At 61.9% G+C, this 21,001-nt stretch carries 22 protein-coding genes; 14 read left to right on the top strand and 8 right to left on the bottom strand.

Annotated features, from left to right (window positions below; translation table 11 throughout):
* The first annotated feature begins 258 nt into the window (after positions 1 to 258).
* Positions 259 to 807: an RNA polymerase factor sigma-70 gene (locus tag AC3A5O_RS14760; RefSeq protein ID WP_092327046.1), complete on the top strand. Its 549-nt coding sequence runs from the start codon at positions 259 to 261 to the stop codon at positions 805 to 807.
* A 146-nt stretch (positions 808 to 953) separates the two neighbouring features.
* On the opposite strand, the gene AC3A5O_RS14755 is transcribed toward AC3A5O_RS14760, so the two are convergent.
* The 3 genes from AC3A5O_RS14755 to AC3A5O_RS14745 form a co-directional block, all read right to left on the bottom strand.
* The gene (locus AC3A5O_RS14755; RefSeq protein ID WP_122567871.1) at positions 954 to 1,967 is read right to left on the bottom strand and encodes a GNAT family N-acetyltransferase; all 1,014 of its coding nucleotides are present in this window, start codon (positions 1,965 to 1,967) and stop codon (positions 954 to 956) included.
* A gap of 70 nt (positions 1,968 to 2,037) precedes the next feature.
* Positions 2,038 to 2,814: a substrate-binding periplasmic protein gene (locus tag AC3A5O_RS14750; RefSeq protein WP_163006840.1), complete on the bottom strand. Its 777-nt coding sequence runs from the start codon at positions 2,812 to 2,814 to the stop codon at positions 2,038 to 2,040.
* A gap of 115 nt (positions 2,815 to 2,929) precedes the next feature.
* On the bottom strand, positions 2,930 to 3,556 hold the full coding sequence (locus tag AC3A5O_RS14745; RefSeq protein ID WP_122567870.1) for a TetR/AcrR family transcriptional regulator: 627 nt from the start codon (positions 3,554 to 3,556) through the stop codon (positions 2,930 to 2,932).
* Between the two features lie 180 nt (positions 3,557 to 3,736).
* Here AC3A5O_RS14745 and AC3A5O_RS14740 point away from each other — a divergent pair, with 180 nt between their 5' ends.
* The 6 genes from AC3A5O_RS14740 (at position 3,737) to ppnP (ending at position 11,630) form a co-directional block, all read left to right on the top strand.
* A complete protein-coding gene (locus AC3A5O_RS14740) occupies positions 3,737 to 5,527 on the top strand; it encodes an acyclic terpene utilization AtuA family protein (RefSeq protein ID WP_487753362.1) in 1,791 nt (596 codons plus the stop codon).
* Between the two features lie 163 nt (positions 5,528 to 5,690).
* On the top strand, positions 5,691 to 7,307 hold the full coding sequence (gene atuC / locus AC3A5O_RS14735) for a geranyl-CoA carboxylase subunit beta (protein ID WP_305483049.1): 1,617 nt from the start codon (positions 5,691 to 5,693) through the stop codon (positions 7,305 to 7,307).
* A 33-nt stretch (positions 7,308 to 7,340) separates the two neighbouring features.
* Positions 7,341 to 8,498, top strand: a complete 1,158-nt coding sequence (gene atuD / locus AC3A5O_RS14730) for a citronellyl-CoA dehydrogenase (protein WP_305470333.1) — start codon at positions 7,341 to 7,343, stop codon at positions 8,496 to 8,498.
* Positions 8,499 to 8,676: 178 nt separating this feature from the next.
* On the top strand, positions 8,677 to 10,647 hold the full coding sequence (locus AC3A5O_RS14725; RefSeq protein ID WP_487753361.1) for an acetyl/propionyl/methylcrotonyl-CoA carboxylase subunit alpha: 1,971 nt from the start codon (positions 8,677 to 8,679) through the stop codon (positions 10,645 to 10,647).
* A 62-nt stretch (positions 10,648 to 10,709) separates the two neighbouring features.
* Positions 10,710 to 11,252 carry a 3'-5' exonuclease gene (locus tag AC3A5O_RS14720; RefSeq protein WP_122567865.1) on the top strand — a complete coding sequence of 181 codons (543 nt, stop codon included), beginning with the start codon at positions 10,710 to 10,712 and terminating at the stop codon, positions 11,250 to 11,252.
* A gap of 93 nt (positions 11,253 to 11,345) precedes the next feature.
* Positions 11,346 to 11,630 (top strand): pyrimidine/purine nucleoside phosphorylase, encoded by a 285-nt coding sequence (ppnP, locus tag AC3A5O_RS14715; RefSeq protein ID WP_122567864.1) that lies wholly within the window; start codon positions 11,346 to 11,348, stop codon positions 11,628 to 11,630.
* Positions 11,631 to 11,943: 313 nt separating this feature from the next.
* Here the strand turns inward: ppnP and AC3A5O_RS14710 are convergent, their stop codons facing one another.
* Positions 11,944 to 12,753 (bottom strand): MOSC domain-containing protein, encoded by an 810-nt coding sequence (locus tag AC3A5O_RS14710; RefSeq protein WP_122567863.1) that lies wholly within the window; start codon positions 12,751 to 12,753, stop codon positions 11,944 to 11,946.
* A gap of 70 nt (positions 12,754 to 12,823) precedes the next feature.
* Positions 12,824 to 13,747, bottom strand: a complete 924-nt coding sequence (locus tag AC3A5O_RS14705; RefSeq protein WP_053120553.1) for a chemotaxis protein CheV — start codon at positions 13,745 to 13,747, stop codon at positions 12,824 to 12,826.
* A 481-nt stretch (positions 13,748 to 14,228) separates the two neighbouring features.
* Here AC3A5O_RS14705 and AC3A5O_RS14700 point away from each other — a divergent pair, with 481 nt between their 5' ends.
* From AC3A5O_RS14700 to AC3A5O_RS14690, 3 genes are all read left to right on the top strand, one after another.
* On the top strand, positions 14,229 to 14,699 hold the full coding sequence (locus AC3A5O_RS14700; protein WP_305470331.1) for a hypothetical protein: 471 nt from the start codon (positions 14,229 to 14,231) through the stop codon (positions 14,697 to 14,699).
* A gap of 220 nt (positions 14,700 to 14,919) precedes the next feature.
* Positions 14,920 to 15,813 (top strand): sensor histidine kinase, encoded by an 894-nt coding sequence (locus AC3A5O_RS14695; RefSeq protein ID WP_122567860.1) that lies wholly within the window; start codon positions 14,920 to 14,922, stop codon positions 15,811 to 15,813.
* On the top strand, positions 15,810 to 16,469 hold the full coding sequence (locus AC3A5O_RS14690; protein WP_122567859.1) for a response regulator: 660 nt from the start codon (positions 15,810 to 15,812) through the stop codon (positions 16,467 to 16,469). The genes AC3A5O_RS14695 and AC3A5O_RS14690 overlap by 4 nt, the downstream gene beginning before the upstream one ends.
* Here AC3A5O_RS14690 and yegS read toward each other — a convergent pair.
* Positions 16,453 to 17,370, bottom strand: coding sequence for a lipid kinase YegS (yegS, locus tag AC3A5O_RS14685; protein WP_122567858.1), 918 nt, complete (start codon positions 17,368 to 17,370; stop codon positions 16,453 to 16,455). The genes AC3A5O_RS14690 and yegS overlap by 17 nt on opposite strands.
* A 315-nt stretch (positions 17,371 to 17,685) precedes the next feature.
* Between yegS and AC3A5O_RS14680 the strand changes: the two genes are divergently transcribed.
* Entirely contained in the window at positions 17,686 to 17,994 is a 309-nt protein-coding gene (locus AC3A5O_RS14680; RefSeq protein WP_240998505.1) for a hypothetical protein, read from the top strand.
* A gap of 59 nt (positions 17,995 to 18,053) precedes the next feature.
* On the opposite strand, the gene AC3A5O_RS14675 is transcribed toward AC3A5O_RS14680, so the two are convergent.
* Positions 18,054 to 19,241, bottom strand: a complete 1,188-nt coding sequence (locus AC3A5O_RS14675) for a molybdopterin molybdotransferase MoeA (protein WP_163006838.1) — start codon at positions 19,239 to 19,241, stop codon at positions 18,054 to 18,056.
* A 22-nt stretch (positions 19,242 to 19,263) separates the two neighbouring features.
* Complete coding sequence (gene moaB, locus AC3A5O_RS14670) at positions 19,264 to 19,803, bottom strand: molybdenum cofactor biosynthesis protein B (protein WP_053120541.1); 540 nt, start codon at positions 19,801 to 19,803, stop codon at positions 19,264 to 19,266.
* 78 nt (positions 19,804 to 19,881) lie between these two features.
* On the opposite strand from moaB, the gene mobA reads away from it, so the two are divergent.
* From mobA to AC3A5O_RS14655, 3 genes are all read left to right on the top strand, one after another.
* Complete coding sequence (gene mobA / locus AC3A5O_RS14665; protein ID WP_305470329.1) at positions 19,882 to 20,484, top strand: molybdenum cofactor guanylyltransferase MobA; 603 nt, start codon at positions 19,882 to 19,884, stop codon at positions 20,482 to 20,484.
* 75 nt (positions 20,485 to 20,559) lie between these two features.
* The gene (locus AC3A5O_RS14660; protein WP_003199454.1) at positions 20,560 to 20,781 is read left to right on the top strand and encodes a YgdI/YgdR family lipoprotein; all 222 of its coding nucleotides are present in this window, start codon (positions 20,560 to 20,562) and stop codon (positions 20,779 to 20,781) included.
* A gap of 19 nt (positions 20,782 to 20,800) precedes the next feature.
* A partial coding sequence (locus AC3A5O_RS14655) for a hypothetical protein (RefSeq protein ID WP_305470328.1) occupies positions 20,801 to 21,001 on the top strand: 201 nt, incomplete at its 3' end.

Raw genomic sequence — 21,001 nt, 5'->3', positions numbered from 1 at the left:
CTTGCAAGTTGTCCCCCATGGAACGGATAGCCCCGACAAATAATTAGTCGGGCCGCCGACTCACCACACCCTGCAGCGAAGCATCCGACAGCCACGCGCCGCGGCAATGGGTCGCGGGGCCGAGGCTGGATTTTATTGCACCAATAATTCTCCTTCTCAATTGACAATCATTATCATTAAGCCTAATTTGGCGCTCGATGTGTAGGACGGGTCCGCCATCCGGACGTCCCGCTAACTTTTTGCAGCAAGGTGAATTCCATGACGGAACAAGTATCCACAAGCAGGTGCGACTCACCGTTACTCCAGGCGTTCGTCGATAACCGACTGATCCTGGTCAAGATCGCGGCGCGCATTACCGGTTGCCGGTCCCGCGCGGAAGATGTGGTACAGGACGCTTTTTTCCGGCTGCAATCGGCGCCGCAGATCACCTCCTCGTTCAAGGCGCAGCTCAGCTATCTGTTCCAGATCGTGCGCAACCTGGCGATCGACCACTACCGCAAGCAGGCGCTGGAACAACGGTACTCGGGACCGGAAGAGGAAGGGTTGAACGTGGTGATCCAGGGTGCTTCGCCAGAAACCTCCCATATCAACTTCTCCACGCTGGAGCACATTGCCGACGCCCTGACCGAACTGCCCAGCCGTACCCGCTATGCCTTCGAGATGTACCGCCTGCACGGCGTGCCACAGAAGGACATCGCCAAGGAACTGGGCGTCTCGCCGACCCTGGTGAACTTCATGATCCGCGACGCCCTGGTGCATTGCCGCAAGGTGTCGGGGGTTCGGGGGGATACTTTCGCTCGGCGGTAATGCGGGTAGCAGTTCCGGCCCCATCGCGGGCAAGCCTTGCTCCCACAGGTTACCTGTTCACAAAAAGGTGCCTGATAGAGATCCTGTGGGAGCAAGGCTTGCCCGCGATAGCGTCCTGACGGCAGCCACTTGGGCCGAGCTGAACCTCACATCAACCCACACCGATCAAAAAACCGCTCACGCCCCAGGATCATCAGTGCCGCGCGCTTGTGGGGGAAATCGAATTCCTTTTCGCAATGAAAGCACTGGTTGTGCAGGTGCCCGATCATCCGGGCATTGTCGGCCCGAGGTTCGGCCACCACACGCTGGGTGCGCGGGTCGTCCAGGAACAGGTAGTGCACCAGCGCCGACAGCCAGCTCGCCACCTTGTGCGGCCCGCGGTGCTGCTCTTCGCCCACCAGCATGTGGATGCCGCGGTCGTAGTGGTCGGCCTCATAGAACGGCGCGATCCGGTCTTCCTTGGCCCAATAGGCTTCGAAGTAGGCGAACGGCTGGTCATCGAAGCAACCGATCAGGGTCAGGACCCGGGGATCGGCCTGCAGCTTGCCCAGGTACTCACGATGTTGTTCCAGGCTGCCCTCCTCCTGCCAGAAACTCGCCACCCGCGGGCTGTTCTGCCAGCGGTTGAATCGCTCCAGGTCCTGCTCGATTTCCACGGTGCGCAAGGACACCCAGGCCCCCAACCGCGCATCGAAACGCCGGTACACCTCGCCACGCGGCTTCATCGGCCGGCGTGGATGGCGGCGGCCATCGGTGATGATCATCTGTTGCGGGTAACTGCCGCTGAACGACTCCCCCAACCAGGGCTGCGGCAATTGCCAGAACATCGTGCGCTCGCAACGGTATTCACCGGCACGCTCGGTGCCCGTCAATAAACCGCTGAGCAAGGCTTCGCCGGGGCGTTCGTCGAGGTGCCAGGTCAGGTGCTGACATTCGGGGTCGCGGGCAAACAGCCAATAGCAGGCCGCCCACAGCGCCGGGCCCACCGGGCGATCATTGATTTCCTGCAAATGCACATGCAACGCGGGACCGCGCACCAGGCGCAGCCGGATCAGCGGCGCGCCTTCAAGCATCAGGCTCAGGTGGCGTTCGGTTTCATCGGCGCCGAGGCGACGGCCACCAGGCAAGGGCAGCGTCGTCGGGTGGTTGAGGTTGGACATGGGAGCGGCTCGCGTATTCGTCGGTAGTCAACGTGTGACGTGAGCCGGGGAGGGAAATTTAGTGTCGCCTTCAATGGGAATGCGTGGGCACCAGCTGGATCTGGTAAGGCTGGAAAATCTTCAGCAACTGACCGTTATCCCGCAGCATTTGCAGCAACTGTGCAAACGCCTCACTGGAAATGGGCGCCTGCGGGCGGATCAGCGCGTAATGGTGGTAAACCTGATCGATGCGCTCGGACACCAGCAATTGCGGGCCGACTTCGGGATTGCGCAGCACGTAATCGTTGAGGTACGAACGGGTCACCAGGGCGATATCCGCCCGCCCGCGCAACACCATCAACAAATTGCTGTCGTGGGAATACGTCAGCGTGGCGTTGTATTGGCCGATGAGGAACTTGGGGTCGGCGTTGAATTCGGCAAAGGCGTAGTGATAACCGCTGAACAGCGCCAGGCGCTTGCCCCTGAGATCGGCGAAATAACTTTGCTGTCGCTCCGGCTGGCGCTGAGCGACGAAGACTTCCGCATCTTCCAGGCCCATGTCCACCGCAGTGTGCGGCACCTCCTGCCAACCCCATTCGGGGTTCTCGAAAATCGCCATGTCGACCCGGCCCTGCTTGAAATCATTGAACCGGCGCGGGATCGAAGTTGGCACCAGTACGAACTGATAGTCGCTTTGCGACTGGTTCAAGGCCTCCACCATCTGCGGCAGCAGGCCGGTGTCGGCGCCGTTCTCGGGACGAACGGTATAGGGCGGAAAATGCGCCGCGCCGATCCTCACCAGTTGCGCCGCCTCGAGTGGCAACGCCAGGAAAACGGCCAGAGTGGCCAGCAGTACACGCGAGGTCATCCCCATCGGCGAAAACGTCAAGATAACCCACTCCCCAAAAGTCCCCATCACTACAATCAAGCTAGGCGGTTTCAGCCGCTGAGCCAGCCACACGGCCATTTATAGCACCGCTCGATTATTGTTTTTCTTCAAGCACCAGGATCAAGGCCTGCTCGGCCAGTTCATCGAGGCTCAGGCTGCCTTCGGCGCGAAACCAGGTGGTGGTCCAGGACAACGCCCCCGTGAGGAAGCGCCGGGTAATGGACACGTCCCCGCGAATATACCCGGCCTCCTTGGCCTGGCCCAGGACCTCGAGCCACAGCGCTTCATAACTATCACGCAGGGCCAGCACATGTCGCTGTCCATCCTGCGAAAGCGAACGCCACTCGTAGACCAGCACCGCCATGGCCTCGCCCGTGCCGCCCATGATCGACTGCAATTCGCAGCGAATCAGCGCCAGCACCCGCTCGCGCACGCTGTCGGCTTCGGCCAGGGCGGCGCGCATCAACGCGGTGTTGTAGCGGATGGTTTCTTCCATCACCGCCCGCAGGATGTCGTCCTTGCTTTTGAAATGATGAAAGATACTGCCCGACTGGATGCCCACGGCACTGGCCAGGTCGCGCACCGTGGTGCGCTCGAAGCCTTTGTTGCGAAACAGGTGGGCGGCGGTCTGGAGCAGTTTGCCGCGAGCACTGTCCGGGTCGGTCAGTTGCCCGTTGTCGACCAGCTCACGCATCACGCCCTGGGCTTTTTGCTCGTCCACCCATTCTCTCCTACAGTCGATCCACCAACGCGCCGCCATCGCACACCAAAGCATCGGTGGCGCGGGCAATTTAAGCCGAGCGAGGCAACCAAGCAAGCGCTCGGCCCGAAGAACCGGTGGACGTTTACAAACCAAGCGCTTGCTTGGTAGTCTCGAACCACCTTTGCCGGAGGGAACGCCATGCCCAAAACGATCCGAATCGGTTGCGCCAGCGCCTTTTGGGGCGATACCTGCACCGCGGCGGCGCAACTGGTCGAGGGCGGGAACCTGGACTACCTGGTGTTCGACTATCTGGCCGAAATCACGATGTCGATCATGGCCGGGGCGCGCCTGAAGGACCCATCGAGCGGCTATGCCACGGACTTCATCGAAGTCCTCACCCCGCTGCTCCAGCAGTTGCATGACGACGGGATCCGCGTCATCAGCAACGCCGGCGGGGTCAATCCCCAGGCCTGCGCGAAGGCCTTGCAAGCCGCCTGCGACCAGGCTGGCGTAGCGCTGAAGATCGCCGTGCTGCTGGGCGATGACCTGCAACCGCAAGGTGAACGACTCGCCATCCAAGATATCCGCGAGATGTTCAGCGGCGAGCCCTTGCCAGCCACGTGTGTGTCCATCAATGCCTACCTCGGCGCGCCCGGTATCGTCGAGGCGCTGCGCCTGGGCGCCGATGTGGTGATCACCGGCCGCGTGGTGGACAGTGCCGTGGTCAGCGCCGCCCTGGTGCATGAATTTGGCTGGGCCTGGGACGATTACGACCGATTGGCCCAGGCCGCACTGGCGGGGCATCTCATCGAGTGCGGCGCCCAGTGCACCGGCGGCAATTTCACCGACTGGCAGGACGTGCCGGATTACGAGCACATCGGCTTTCCTATCGTCGAGGTCAGCGCCGACGGCCCATTCATTGTCACCAAGACCGAAGGCAGCGGTGGGCTGGTCACGCCGTTGACCGTCGGCGAGCAACTGCTCTACGAAATCGGCGACCCGCAAGGTTATCTGTTACCCGACGTAATCTGTGATTTCAGCCAGGTCAGGTTGATCCAGCAGGGCAAGCACGCCGTGCGCGTCCATGGGGCCAAGGGCCTGCCGCCCAGCGATCGATACAAGGTCTGCGCCACGTGGCTGGACGGTTGGCGCTGCACCGCCACTTGCCTGATCGCCGGCATCGATGCAGTGGCCAAGGCTGAACGGGTCAGCCAGGCGATTGTCGCCAAGACCTCGCAGCTATTGCACCAACGTGGCTGGGCGCCCTACAGCGAAGTGAGCATCGAACTGCTGGGCAGCGAAGCCACTTATGGCCAGCACGGCCAGCGCCGGGACAGCCGTGAGGTGGTGATCAAACTGGCGGTACGGCACCCGGACAAACAACCGCTGGTGCTGTTTTCCAGGGAAATCGCCCAGGCCGCCACTGGCATGGCGCCGGGACTGACCGGCCTGGTCGGCGGCCGGCCGACGGTGTCACCGTTGATTCGCCTGTTCTCGTTCCTGGTCGAAAAAGCCACCTGCCGGCTCGACATCGAACTCGACGGCCAGCGCCACCCTTGCCCCCTGCCCGCTGTCGAACCGCTGCACACCGTCGATCTGCCGGTCGCCCCGGCCCCGCCCAAACCCCAGGGCCAGGCCGACGCCAGCGTGCCGCTGATCAAACTGGCAGTGGCGCGTTCCGGCGACAAGGGCAACCACAGCAACATCGGCGTGATCGCCCGGGAACCCGAATACCTGCCCTGGATCGCCGAGGCGCTGACCCCAGAGGTGATGGTCGACTGGATGAGCCACGTGCTCGACCCGCTGCTGGGCCGGGTCGAACGCTGGTACCTGCCGGGCATCCACGGTTTGAATTTCCTGCTGGAAAACGCCCTCGGCGGCGGCGGTGTCGCCAGCCTGCGCATCGATCCCCAAGGCAAGGCGTTCGCCCAGCAGTTGCTGGAGATCCAGATACCGGTGCCGCAGCACATTGCCGATCAGGTCGGCTAGGGGCGGCCGCCATGGCAAATAAACGATCAGCAGTGTGGCGAGGGAGCTTGCTCCCGCTGGGTTGCGCAGCGACCCCGGCTTTTGCGATTGCTGCGCAATCGAGCGGGAGCAAGCTCCCTCGCCACAAGGGTTCAGCTGATCCGTTCCAACACGAGGAGTCTGCATGCCGGTCATCGAATCGCACCTGGATCCCCACAGCGCTGACTTCACGCGCAACCACGCGGCGATGCTGGCCGGCGTCGAACAGTTGCGCCAGCTCGAACGGGCCGTGGTGGAGAAAGCCGCCCAGGCCCAGGGCAAGTTCGACCAGCGCGGCCAACTGCTGCCGCGCCAGCGCCTGAACCTGCTGCTGGACCCCGGGGCGCCGTTTCTCGAACTGGCGAGCCTGGCCGGCTACAAACTCCATGACGACAAGGACGGCAGCCAGGCCGGCGGCGGCCTGATCGCCGGGATCGGCTATGTGTCCGGGGTGCGGGTGCTGGTGGTGGTCAACAACAGCGCGATCAAGGGCGGCACGATTTCCCCCAGCGGGTTGCACAAGACCCTGCGCCTGCAACAGATCGCCATGGAAAACAAACTGCCGGTCATCACCCTGGCCGAAAGTGGCGGCGCCAATCTCAATTACGCTGCGCAGATTTTCGTCGAAGGCGCGCGCTGCTTCGCCAATCAGGCACGTATGTCGGCCATGGGCCTGCCGCAGATCACCGTGGTGCATGGCTCGGCCACGGCCGGTGGCGCTTATCAACCAGGTTTGTCGGATTACGTGGTGGTAGTGCGCGACAAGGCGCGGCTGTTCCTGGCCGGGCCACCGTTGCTCAAGGCCGCGACCGGCGAAGTGGCCAGCGAAGAGGAACTGGGCGGTGCGCTGATGCATGCGCAGGTGGCCGGCACCGCCGAATACCTGGCCGAGAACGACGCCGATGGCATACGCCTGGCTCGGGAAATCCTCGACTTGCTGCCCTGGAATGCACAATTGCCGCCACAGCCCGAACGGACCTGGACCGAGCCGCTCTACCCCGCCGACGAATTATTGGGACTGGTGCCTGACGACCCGAAGAAACCCTATGACGTGGGGGAAATCATTGCCCGTATCGCCGACGGCTCGCATTTCCTGGCCTTCAAAAGCGAATTCGACACCCAGACGATTTGCGGCCACCTACGCATTCGCGGCCATGCCTGCGGCCTGGTCGGCAACAACGGGCCGATCACGCCCCAAGGCGCCAGCAAGGCCGCGCAGTTCATCCAGTTGTGCGATCAGAGCCGCACGCCGTTGCTGTTTTTGCACAACACCACGGGATTCATGGTTGGCACGGAGTCGGAGCGACAAGGGGTGATCAAGCACGGCGCCAAGATGATCCAGGCGGTGGCCAATGCCCGGGTGCCCAAGCTGACCGTCGTGGTGGGCGGCTCCTATGGCGCTGGCAACTATGCCATGTGCGGCCGCGGGCTTGACCCACGCTTCATCTTCGCCTGGCCCAACAGCCACACCGCCGTGATGGGCGGCGCCCAGGCCGGCAAGGTCCTGCGGCTGGTCACCGAGGCCACACAACTCAAGAACGGCCTGAGCCCCGACCCGAAGATGCTGGACCTGCTCGAGCACACCACCGCGCAGAAACTCGACAGCCAGTCCACTGCCCTCTACGGCAGCGCCAGCCTGTGGGACGACGGGCTCATCGACCCGCGTGACACCCGCACCTTGCTGGGCTACCTGCTGGACATCTGTCACGAAGCCGAACAGCGGCCATTGCAAGCCAACAGTTTCGGCGTGGCCCGTTTCTGAGGACGCTCCACGACTCACAGGAGAACAATAAAAATGATCTTCACCCAGGAACACGAGGCACTGCGGCGCACCGTTCGCCAGTTTGTCGACCACGACATCAACCCCTACGTCGACGAATGGGAGCAGGCCGGGCGCTTCCCCATCCACGAGATTTTCCGCAAGGCCGGCGCGCTGGGCCTGCTGGGCATTTCCAAGCCGCAGGCCTTCGGCGGCATGGGCCTGGACTACAGCTATTCGATCGTCGCGGCCGAGGAATTCGGCACCATTCATTGCGGCGGCGTGCCGATGTCCATCGGCGTGCAGACCGACATGTGCACCCCGGCCCTGGCCCGTTTCGGCTCCGATGAGTTGCGTGAAGCGTTCCTGCGCCCGGCCATTCGCGGCGAACAGGTGGGCTGCATCGGCGTCTCGGAAGTCGGTGCCGGCTCCGACGTCGCCGGGCTCAAGACCACGGCGCGCAAGGACGGCGACGACTACGTCATCAACGGCAGCAAGATGTGGATCACCAATGCGCCGTGCGCCGATTTCATTTGCCTGCTGGCCAACACCTCGGACGACCAGCCCCACGTCAACAAATCGCTGATCATGGTGCCGATGTGCAGCCCCGGCATCAGCCTCGGCCAGCACCTGGACAAACTCGGCATGCGCAGCTCGGAAACCGCCCAAGTGTTTTTCGATGACGTGCGGGTGCCACAACGCAATCGCATCGGCCAGGAAGGCGCCGGGTTCATGATGCAGATGCTGCAATTCCAGGAAGAACGCCTGTTCGGCGCGGCCAACATGCTCAAGGGCCTGGAACATTGCATCGACAGCACCATCGCGTACTGCAAGGAACGCAAGACCTTCGGCGCGGCCCTGATCGACAACCAGGTGATCCACTTTCGCCTGGCGGAACTGGCCAGCGAGATCGAATGCCTGCGGGCGCTGGTCTACCAGGCCACCGAGCAGTACATCCACGGCCAGGACGTCACACGCCTGGCGTCGATGGCCAAGCTCAAGGCCGGACGCCTGGCCCGGGAAACCACCGACAGTTGCCTGCAATACTGGGGCGGCATGGGCTTCATGTGGGACAACCCGGTCGCCCGGGCCTATCGCGACGTACGGCTGGTGTCCATTGGTGCCGGCGCCGACGAAATCATGCTGGGCATCATCTGCAAGCTCATGGGCATTTTGCCGGGGAAGAAAAAATGAATACAACGCCTGCCAGGCAGCCATCGCGAGCAAGCTTTGCTCCCACAATGCCTGGCGAGTGCATTCGCCTGTGAGAGCAAAGCTTGCTCCCACAATGCCTGGTGAGTGCATTCGCCTGTGGGAGCAAAGCTTGCTCGCGATGAGGCCCTGATAGCCACCGCAAACCCCAGGAGCGACCATGCCCACCTTCAGCAAAATCCTCATCGCCAACCGTGGCGAAATCGCCTGTCGCATCCAGCGCACCGCCCAGGCCCTGGGTTATCGCACCGTGGCGGTGTTCAGCGAAGCCGACGCCGATGCGCTGCACGTGCGCATGGCCGATGAAGCCGTGCTGGTCGGCCCGGCCCCGGTGCAGCAGTCCTACCTCGACCCCTTGGCCATTCTCGACGCGGCCCGGCGCAGCGGTGCCGATGCGCTCCACCCCGGCTACGGTTTTCTTTCGGAAAATGCCGGGTTCGCCCAAGCCTGCGCAGACGCCGGCATCGTTTTCATCGGCCCCAGCCCCGAAGCCATCGACCTGATGGGCAGCAAGCGCCGCGCGAAAATCGCCATGATCCAGGCCGGCGTTCCCTGCATTGCCGGTTACCAGGGCGCGGCCCAGGACGACGACGCGCTGCTGCGCGAAGCCGGGCGCATCGGCTACCCGCTGATGATCAAGGCCAGCGCCGGCGGTGGCGGCCGCGGCATGCGCCTGGTCCAGTGCGCCGAAGACCTGCTGGAGCAGTTGCGCAGTGCGCGCTCGGAAGCCCTGCACGGCTTCGGCAGCGACGAGTTGATCCTCGAACAGGCGTTGATCGATCCACGGCATGTGGAAGTGCAGGTCTTCGGCGACCATCATGGTCAGTTGATCCACCTGGGCGAACGGGACTGCTCGATCCAGCGGCGCCACCAGAAAATCATCGAGGAAGCGCCCTGCCCGGTCATGACCGCCGACCTGCGCCAAGCCATGGGCGAGGCGGCGCTCAAGGCGGGGCGTGCAGTGAATTACATCGGCGCCGGGACCGTGGAATTCCTGCTCGCGGCGGACGGCAAGTTTTACTTCCTGGAAATGAACACGCGCCTGCAGGTCGAACACCCGGTCACCGAGTTGATCACCGGCCTGGATCTGGTGGCCTGGCAATTGGACGTCGCCGCCGGCAAGCCGCTGCCCCTGCGCCAGGACCAGGTGACGTTCAGCGGCCATGCCCTGCAAGCGCGGTTGTACGCCGAGGACCCGGCGGCGGATTTCCTGCCCCAGACCGGGCAATTGGTGGGCTGGGAGCCGCCCATCCGCGACGATGTGCGAGTCGACCATGGCCTGCTGGAGGGCCAGGTCATTACCCCGTTCTACGATTCGATGCTGGGCAAACTCATCGCCTACGGCGTCACCCGCGAAGAGGCCCGCCGTAAATTGTTGCGAGCGGTGGACGATTGTGTGCTGCTTGGGGTCCAGAGCAACCAGCGCTTGCTCGCCGGGCTGCTGGCACATCCGCGCTTCATCGACGGCGACGTCAGCACCGGTTTCATCGGCCAGCACTTTGCCGATCATTCGGCGCTCCTGCCCCTTGAGCCCTCGGCCGAACAACTGGCCATCGCCACGGCAGCGTTTTATCAGGCTTCGCAGGCACGGCATGCCCCCGGTCTGGGTGGATGGCGCAACAGCCTCGGCACGGCGCGGCATTGTCGGATCGGCGTCGGGGAGCGCGACTGGGTGCTGAGCCTTGAGGCCGAAGCCGACGGGACACTGAACATCCGCAGTGCCGGACGCCTGATCGAACTGAAGCTGCTCGACGTTGACGCGCAGGGTGCAACGCTGGTCATCGACGGGATTCGCCAGCGCCATGCCTGGCGCCTCGATGGCCACGATCTCTGGCTGTCCACCCGCCCCGGCGGCCTGCACTTGCAGGATCGGACCCTGGCCCCGGTCGCCGCCCAGGCCAGCGCCAGTGACGGGACACTCCAGGCCCCCATGGACGGTGCCATTATCGAGGTGCTGGTCAGCGAAGGCAGCCCGGTGCGCCAAGGCCAACTGCTGATGGTGCTCGAGGCGATGAAAATGGAGCACCCACTCAAGGCCGGCATCGACGGCGTGGTCAGGCAATTACACGTCACACGGGGTGCCCAGGTGAAAAACCGCCAGGTTTTGTTGCGCGTTGAAACAGCCCACTAGTCGGATGCCGAGGGTTTGACTACGCTCAAACCCATCAGCACGCCGACACCGGGAACCTCGCAATGCCTCACTGGCTGGTGATTGATCTGGAGGCCACCACCGATGAAGGTGGCTGGCCGGTAACCGAAATGGAAATTATCGAAATCGGCGCCACGCTGGTGAATCGTGACGGCCGCGAAGTGGATCATTTCCAGCGCTTCGTACGCCCCCTGCGGCGACCGCTGCTCACGCCGTTCTGTCGCGAACTGACTCACATCACCCAAGCCAATATCGACGGCGCCGCGCCCTTGACCGAAGTCTGGCCGGCGTTCGAGCGTTGGCTGGCGCCGTATCATCCGAAGCTGGAAAGCTGGGTCAGTTGGGGCGACTACGACCGCAAGCAATTACTTCAGGAATGGCAGCACCAACAGTTGCACAGTGTCCTCGCCCAGATGCCGCACATGAACCTCAAGCAACGCTTCGCCAAGGCTCGTCGGCTGGAACGACCGCTGGGGCTCAATGGCGCGCTGCAACTGGCGGGCCTGCAATTTTGCGGGCAACAGCACCGCGCCCTGGAAGATGCCCGCAACACCGCGCGGTTGTTGCCCCTGGTGCTGCCGGGTTGAGCGGCGGCCACCGCCCGGCGCGGCAGATGACGAATGTTCAAGCCTTGTGCATACTGGCCGGCCTTTTTAAGCCCCTTTTTCGAGGAATCGCCCATGTTTAAAGTCAACGAGTACTTCGACGGCACCGTCAAGTCGATCGCTTTTGGCACTGCCGAAGGCCCCGCGACCATCGGCGTCATGGCACCGGGCGAATATGAGTTCGGCACGGCCCAACGGGAAATCATGCACGTCGTTTCCGGCGCCCTGACCGTGAAGCTGCCCGACAGCACCGGCTGGGAAACCTTCGCGGCCGGCAGCCAGTTCAATGTACCGGCCAACAGCAAGTTCCAGCTCAAAGTGACCGTCGACACTGCCTATCTGTGTGAATACCGCGGCTGATTCGGCACACCACCGAAACTGGCCCCCTCCCGGAGACACGGTTACCTCTGTGGCGAGGGAGCTTGCGGCTGATTCTGTGGCGAGGGGATTTATCCCCGTTGGGCTGCGCAGCAGCCCCAAGACCTGCCGCCTTGGTGTGTCAGGCTGATTGTGCTAAGCCTTGTTGGGGGCTGCTTTGCAGCCCAGCGGGGATAAATCCCCTCGCCACAAAAGCTAGAAAAGCTAGAAAAGCTAGAAAAGCTAGAAAAGCCGTGACGTGACAAACAAAAATGCCCGTGTCCAATGACACGGGCATTTTTATTCACGGCTCTTTTTATTCGAGCACTTCAACCGGCATGCCGACTTCAAGCCGGCCATCGCTGTCGTTGACCAGGTTCTGGCCGAACATCGCACCGTCCGGCGTCGAACGGTATTGCTGCAACGTGGCAAAGGGTTCGCGATGCGGATCGCGTTCTCCGGTGTGCGGATCGACCGTGGTCATGATGCAACGCGAGCAAGGCTTGACCAGCCGAAACTCCACCTCGCCGATACGAATGCGCTTCCAGCCGTCCTCGGCAAACGCCTCGCTGCCCTCGACCACCAGGTTGGGACGAAAGCGCAGCATTTCCAACGAGCGACCGACCCGGCTCGACAAGTCCTGCAATGACGCCTGGCCAATCAGCAGCAGGGGGAAACCATCGGCAAAAGCGACCTTGTCGTCGTCCTTGCCATAACCGGCGGCGGTGGTACGTGCCAGTTCCACCGGCACATGCACCAGCCGCGTGGGGTTGCCGATGAATTCGCTGACCCAGGCCGCGGCCGCGTCACCGGCGTCCGGCACACGCAAGGTGTCACGCCAGATGATCACGCCGCGCCGCTGCTCTTGCTGGGTGGGCGGCAACGGCACGTCGATGGCGCCATGGCCCGGCGCGCTGAGCGTCAGGCCACCCGCCTCGTTCCATAAGGCCGAAAGCTGGCTCATCTTCGCCACGGCGCGTTGGGTCAAGAACCGGCCCGTGCCCTCGTCCACCAGCATCCAGCGCCGATCACCGTCCAGCCCGAGCTTGTCCAGGCCAATGTCCTGCAGGGGTTGACCCTTGCCGGACTTCAACGGATACCGATACAGCGCGCTCAGCCGCAACATGGTCAACTCCCCGGTGGCAAAAAAATGCCACCTTATACGAGCCGGCCGTTGAAGCAAACCACCATCGGTTTCAGTCGAGCATCAACCGCTGACGCACCACGTCGACCAGCTTGTCCGGCTGGAATTTGGAGAGGAAATTGTCGCAACCGACCTTCTTGACCATCGAGTCGTTGAAGCTGCCGGACAGCGAGGTGTGCAGTACGACATAGAGCCCACGCAAACGCGGGTCGTTGCGGATTTCGGTGGTCAGGCGGTAGCCGTCCATTTCCGGCATTTCCGCGTCGGTGAAGATCATCAGCAATTTGTCGGTCATGACCTCGCCGGTATCGGCCCAGGCCTTGAGCATGTTCAGGGCCTTCAGGCCGTCGCTGGCGATGTGCATTTTCACGCCCAGTTGACCCAGGGTGTCGCGCAGTTGCGAGAGCGCAACATTGGAGTCGTCCACCAGCAGCACTTCGCGGCCACGGGCGCGCTCCAGCACCGGGTCTTCGAGTTTGTCCCGGGAGACCTTGGCGTTGTAAGGCACGATTTCGGCCAGGACTTTTTCCACGTCGATGATTTCCACCAACTGATCGTCCACCTTGCTGATGGCCGTCAGGTAGTGCTCGCGACCGGCACTGGTCGGCGGTGGCAGGATCGCTTCCCAGTTCATGTTGACGATGCGGTCGACACCGCCCACCAGGAACGCCTGAACCGAACGGTTATATTCGGTCACGATAATGGTGCTGTTGGCTCCTGGCACCAGCGGACGCATGCCAATGGCCTGGGACAGGTCGATCACCGGCAGCGTCTGGCCTCGCAGATTGACCACGCCGCACACGAACGGGTGGCGTTGCGGCATCAGGGTCAACTTCGGTAGTTGCAGGACTTCCTGGACTTTGAACACGTTAATGGCGAACAACTGCCGACCCGCCAGGCGAAACATGAGAATTTCCAGACGATTCTCACCCACCAGTTGGGTTCGTTGATCTACTGTGTCGAGAATGCCGGCCATCGATGACTCCTGGGCTTGTTCGGATGAATCCAATAAAACCGATATCGGCCGTACGAACCGAATCTTGACCCCCGGATAAAACACAGCGAGGGGAATTGATATCACATTAACATCATGTTTTACTGGCTTCATGATTTCATCTGCTACTTTTCCCCGCTGCGCGACTCCGGTTTGCGCACTAAGTTCCCCTGCCTAAGGGATTCCCTTAGGCACAATCAGGTCCAACCTGATATTCCCGTTATCCAATAGCCATTAATGTGACGCCATTCTCATTGCTGAACGGAGTCAGGCTTTTGTACGCGACCACAGGACATCGGACCTGCAGCCTTTCGGCCGATCCCACCCGTGTAATCGTTTACGAATTCACCTTCGCTGAACGGCACGGGCGTGTCGTCACGCGTCCGTCCGCGCTCGACCTTGAGATCCAGCCGTTCGCCATACGCGGTTTCCTTTCGCCTGACATGATGTTGTGGAGATAAGCATGCCGAACGATCGTAGGAACTGGAATCAACGTCTTCCCGAATTTCTGATCGAGGCCGAGACACTGCTGGCCAAGTCGGAGGAATGCCTGAGCCATCTGCAATTGATCAACAATGACAAGGACGCCATCGACTGCATGCTCAGCACTTTGCTGAAACTGGCAAACAAGGCCAATGCCCTGGCGCTGGAAGCCGTTTCGGAGTTTTCCCTACATATCCATGGCTTGCTCAGCCATGCGCAAAACCACATGGAGTTGCATGATCAGGCCCTGGACGCGTTGAAGGATTGCTTCACCCTGATGGCTTGGCAATTGGAACTGGTCGATCACACCACTGGCCAGTTGGGCCTGGACAGCAGCGAACAGACGTCCTTGATCGAGGCATTCGCTTTCCAGGTGGGTCAGAGTCCCGGCCAGGCATTGGCCGCGTCGCGTCCGCTGGCGTTGGTGTCTTATCCCCAGAAACAAGCCTGATACGATGGCGATGTGCCTGCTCCCTAGCGCTTTCACGGCTCCATGCCGAGCGCGACCAACGATAGGCGAAGTGGTACTATCTCCCGCGTCAGCCACTTCAAGACAGCGTCATAAAAGCCGCCAACCGAAGCCGCCTTCGACCTGAAACGTTTACCCGACCCGGCCTGTCAGATGCGCTGACCGGCCTGCCCGCAGCGAACATTCATTGGCTCCATCCGCTATGCACGCCAGCCTCAAGTCATTCATCACCTGGCCTCCCTCCCGAGAAAACGCCCGTCGCTTCACCTTATTATTGTGCATCTGCTCGACCCTCGGCTGCCTGCTCACCTACCTGTACGCCGACACGGTGCCGTTGGTCCTGCTGGCCCTGAATGTCGCGGCCTTGAGCTGTGTCTGGATCCACCATCGATTGTCGCGCAAATCCATCAAATTCCAGCCCCAGGAGCTGGCCGACCGGTTGCTCGAGGTCCAGGAGAATGAGCGCCATCGACTCAGCCGCGAACTGCACGACGACATTGGCCAGTTGCTGACCGCGGCGAAACTGCAAGGCGAATGGCTCAAGCGGCGGATGCCAGAGGAATTGCAAGGTCAGTGCGCGCTCTTGTGCGAGACCCTGGACGAAACCCTCAACAAGGTCCGCGACGTATCGGCGATTCTCAACCCCAGAGAACTGGCCAGCCTCGGGCTTGAGGCCAGCCTGCGGGCGCACCTGCTCAAGACCCTGGCCAACGTCCCGGTGAAGTGGAGCCTCGATTGCCAACAGCGCATGACGGGGATCCCGGAGGAGATGTCGGTCGCGGTGTTCCGGATCACTCAGGAAGCAGTCACCAATATATTGCGCCATGCCCGGGCGACGAACCTGCTGGTACGCCTGCAACGCCTGCCCGACGGCCTGACCCTGGTGATCAGCGACGATGGCCAGGGATTTGTCCCGGCCAGCCACCCCGCTCGCGAAGGTCAACGAGGCATGGCCGGCATGTTGGAGCGGGTCGAACAATTGGGCGGTACCCTCAAGATCATGAGCGAGGCCGGCAAAGGCACGCACATCGAAGCACGCTTCCCCTGGGCACCGCGCGCCCTGGAACGAGCCAGTAAGAATAAGGTTCTCCTTTGATTTGTAATTTGCTTCTGGTAGATGACCACTCCCTGATCAGGGCCGGCGTACGCGCCCTGGTCATGGATATCCCAGGCTATGCCGTGATCGGCGAAGCCAATGACGGCACGCAATTGGTGGAGTTGGTCGAGCGGCTGAACCCCGACATCGTGCTGCTGGACATTTCCATGAAGGACACCAGCGGCCTGGATGCCTTGCAACAGCTCAAGCGGGTACGACCTCACAGCAAGGTGATGATCCTGTCGATGCATACGGATCCGACACTGATCATGCAGGCGCTCGAATCAGGCGCCCATGGCTACCTGCTCAAGGACACCACCGCCACCGAGCTGAAACACGCCTTGGAAGCGCTGCGCAATGACGAACGCTACCTGAGCCCTGCCATCGCTCACACGGTGATCAACCAGGCACTGACCCGCGTCCAGAAACATCAGCCGGGCCCTGCCCAGACCCATAACCTGACGGCACGCCAGTTGGAAATTCTGCGGCTGATCGTGCGTGGCAAGTCCACTCGGGAAATTGCCAACGGCCTGAACCTGAGCGTCAAGACCGTGGAAACCCACCGGGCGCAAGTCATGAAGCGCTTGCAGATCCATGACGTGGCCGGCCTTGTGCTGTTCGCGGTGCGCGAGCAAATCATCAGCCTGGATGACTGAGCACCGTCGCGCCGCCCAACAGCGGCGAATCGGATGGCAGGTGCAGCCGCAGCGCCTTCGGTCGGACAGTGAAGCGCAGGGTGCCGACCTGCAACGGTTCGCCATCGAGATTGATGTCCAGGCCTTGAGCGACCTTGATTTCCACCCACGGCAAGCGCGCGCGGACAAACATGTTGTCGATGCCCAGGCCGCCAGCGAGCAAGTCCTTCAAGGTACTGACCACTTCCTGGGGCGCCGGCAGGATGCTGATGTCCAGCAACCCATCATCCGCCAACGCCTCCGGGCACAGCACATGGCCTCCCCCCGCCTGCCGGCCATTCCCGATGCCCAGCGCGAGCAAATCGCCCTGCCAGTGAAAATCGGGGCCCTGCAACTCACCATAGGCGGCACTCAGCTCACTGAATCGCGACAGGCCCGTGAACAGGTAGGCGGCACCGCCCAAGACCTTCTTGAGATCCTCGGAGGTGTTCGCCGTCACCTGGCTACCAAAACCACCGGTGGCCATGTTCAGGAAAATCCGCCCGCCGACTTCGCCCACATCAACGGCCTGCGGCGCAACGTCCAATAGATCCAGGGCCTGCGCAGGCTCCAACGGAACACCGGCCGCCCGGGCGAAATCGTTGGCCGTGCCCAGCGGCAGCAGTACCAGACTGGCATCGCTGGACTTGAGGGCGATCGCTTCGGCGATATCACGCAAGGTTCCATCACCGCCGCCGGCGATCAGTCGGGTATAACCAGCATCCAGGGCTTCATCGACGCATCGCTGGGCATCACCAGCTTCCCAGGTCAACCGTACCGCCAGCTCCCAGCCCTGTTCGCGCTTGAGCATCACTGCCGAGCGAACCTCTTCGTTGAGCGCTTGCTTGCCATGCAGAATCAACAGCGCCTTGCCTTTGCTCATCGTGGTCTCCGTCATTGGAAGGTACAGGCATGGGACCACCCATTCGAGCGAAAAAGCCCGACGCATCTCAATTTATTAACAGAGCAGGACGACTCGCCCGATCGACACGCCCTGATTCGAAGAGTTTTCTTACAAGATCTGGCGAATCAGCTCAATTGACCCTCCAGCGGTATTGAGACACCTTGGCTTCATGTTTGCTGGATCGCTTAAACCCTCATCACACAAGGAAGCATTCTCCCATGGATGGATACGTCACGGCCCGCAGGGGCCGGATCAGTCGCTCGAACAGTTATGGCCAAGGGGATGGACCGTCCCATGCATAACCGTGAATACAAACTGTCGCCCCGGCAGCTCGCATCCTTTGGAAGCGGGCGGGCCGATACTCGAAACGAATGCAAAAGTTGCAGTAATCCCGTTGGAGGAATTGATTTGGAACCGCGCGTCGTTGAACTGGAAACCCACCTCAAATACATCCGCAAAGACATGGATGAAATTCGCACCGACGTCAGGGTGATCCGCCACCGGCTGGCCTATTCGGCTGGGGCTGCGGCGGTGGTGCTCGGCCTGCTGGGCTGGATCGCCAACAATCGATTCGATCAGTTGGTGATGCTGCTCACGCGATAAAGGTGAGGCGCGCAAAGGCCCGAGCGTCCAACTCGGGCCGGAGAACACCTGCCAGGGTACTAGCCCAGGACTTCGCTCAAGGGGATGAAGCCCACCTCGTCGCCCTCCACCAGCGTCTGTCCCTCGAGCACTTCGACCAGCCCTTCGGCCCAGGCCGCGCTGCGCAGGACACCCGAGCTCTGATTTCGGTAGATGATCGCTCGACCATTCTCCATACGGCCTCGCAGGTATTCTCGTCGACTGCCCGCCTTTGGCCAGGCGAAACCGGCCGGCACCTTGAACTTGAGCGGCGCCACCGACTGAACGCCTTGGCGTCTCAATAGGTAAGGTCGTGCCAGCAGCGCGAACGTCACGAGGGTCGAAGCGGGATTTCCAGGCAAGCCTATGACTGGCACACCACGGTAATGCCCGAACGTCAGCGGCTTACCCGGTTTGATGGCGAGTTTCCACAGCGCCAATTCACCGTCCTCGCGCAAGGCGATGCCCAGGAAGTCCGCCTCCCCCACCGATACCCCTCCAGTGGACAGGATCAGATCGACATCCGACAACTGTGCCAGGCGCTCGCGGGTGGCCGACAAATCGTCGGGCAGGATACCTGCGTCAACCACCTCACAGCCCAGGCGTTGCAGCCAGCCGCACAGCAACACGCGGTTGCTGTTATAGATCTGGCCGGGACCCAATGCCTGCCCGGGCTCGACCAGCTCATCACCCGTGGACAGCACGGCGACGCGGACCTTGCGCACCACGTCCAGCGACGCACAGCCCAAGGATGCCGCCAAGCCCAGCTCGATCGGCCCCAGGCGAGTACCGGCGCAAAGGACTTGCTCCCCAACGGTGGTCTCCTGTCCTTGAGGACGAATGTTCTGCCCACCGACCATGGGCTCGGTAAACCGCACCCGTTGATCGCTTTCAACCACGGTGTTTTCCTGCATCTCGACGCAATCGGCGCCGGCAGGGACTGGCGCCCCCGTGAAGATCCGCGCACACGTGCCAGCGGCCAGCGGCTCCGGCGCCTGCCCGGCAAAAATCCGCTGGCTGACCACCAACGGCTCGCCGTTCCAGTCCGCCAGCCGCAAGGCATAGCCGTCCATGGCGCTGTTGGGCCATGGCGGTAGATCAAGGGTCGAGACCAGATCCTCGGCAAGCACTCGCCCTGACGCCGCGGCCAAAGGCAAATGCTCGCGCTGGACAATCGGTGTACTCGCCGCCATCTCGAGCAGCCGCTCCAACGCCACCTCAACGGCCATCAAGGCACCGGCCTTGCCCGGTTTACCCACGGGATTCACAAGGAGCAGCCTGTTTCAAATGGGCCACGAAGTTGCACGGTCGATGCCGCACATCCAATTGTTCGGCCAGGATCCCATCCCATCCGGTACGCACCGCATTGGTCGACCCTGGCAGGCAACATACGAGCGTGCCATTGGCCAGGCCGGCCAACGCACGGGACTGCACAGTGGAAGTGCCGATGTCAGCCACGGATATCTGCCGGAACAACTCGCCGAACCCGTCGACCTGCTTGTCCAGCAGACACGTGACCGCTTCCGGCGTGCTGTCACGCCCCGTGAAACCGGTGCCGCCGGTGATCAGCACCACTTGCACCACGTCCTCGGCAATCCAGGTCGCGACTTGCGCGCGGATCTTGTACAAATCATCTTTGAGCAGGACCCGCGCCGCCAGGTTGTGACCGGCCGCCGTGAGCCGATCGACAAAGACCTGCCCGGACGTATCGGTTTCCAGGGTACGGGTGTCGCTGACTGTCAGCACCGCGATATTGAGCGGCACGAAAGGTACATCAGCCTTGGCTTTCATAGGCTCGTCCAGTTGTGAAGGAAACAGCCCGGTGTTATATCACAGCGCTTCATTTTTTCGCCCGCGCGGAGACACGACATGACCTCGAACACGCCGCTGCCATCCTGCTCCATTCTGCTCTTGGCGGGTGGGCGTGGGCAACGCATGGGCGGCCAGGACAAAGGCCTGGTGCAGTGGCAAGGCGAACCGCTGATTGCTCATCTCCATCGCCAGACCCGCGCCATGAGCGATGACCTGATCATTTCCTGCAACCGCAATGCGCAACGTTATGCAGCGTATGCCGATCAGTTGGTGCATGACGAGGAAGGCGACTTTCCCGGGCCGCTGGCGGGCATCCGGGCGGGTCTCAAGGCAGCGAGGCATCCGTATTTGCTGGTGCTGCCGTGCGACGTGCCGCAGATCGACGCGAGCCTGCTCGACAACATGCGCAAAACGGCCAGCCAGCACCCTGATCAACCATTGATGGTGCGGCACGGCGAGCATTGGGAGCCGCTGCTGTGCGTCATTCCGTTAACCCTGGCAGCACGCTTCGAACAGGCCTGGAGCGAAGGCGAACGCAGCCCCGGTCGCATCATGCGCGCGCTGCACGCCATTGCCTTGCAGTGCCCTGCCGACGATCCGCGGCTGGCCAATCTGAACACCCCGGAGTTACTGGCCCGACATAAAGGCGTGTCAGATTGACACTAGCCAGGAACTTGCGCGCAATGTATACGTCTGAAGGTCAGTAACTTGAAGAATCCATTTCGGAGAAACACCATGACACAACGGACCCTCGCCACGTTCATGCTCGCTCTGGGCCTCGCCACCCTTGCCGGGTGCGCTTCGCCAACAGTGATCACCTTGAATGACGGTCGCGAAATCCAGGCCGTCGATACCCCCCATTACGATGAAGAAAGCGGCTTCTACGAATTCGAGCAACTGGATGGCAAGCAGACTCGCGTGAACAAGGATCAGGTTCGTACCGTTAAGGATTTGTAATCTGTAGCGTTGCTGCCCGATGTTGCTGGAAAAACTGGCGCTTCCTGAAGAGGGAAGCGCCGGTTTTTTTTTGGGCTTGGGTTTTGAGTTTTGGGTGTATATCCGTTTCTTCGGTAACGGCCACTGGCGGTTCCGCTCTTACAGCGGCTCACTTTTGAAAAGCGCAAAAGTAAGCAAATGTATGGTCAGCCCATCTCCTGCAACCACGGGCGATGAGCGG

It is taken from the genome of Pseudomonas sp. Soil_N_39 (genome assembly GCF_057655955.1).
This window is presented reverse-complemented; position numbering and strand designations above follow the sequence as displayed.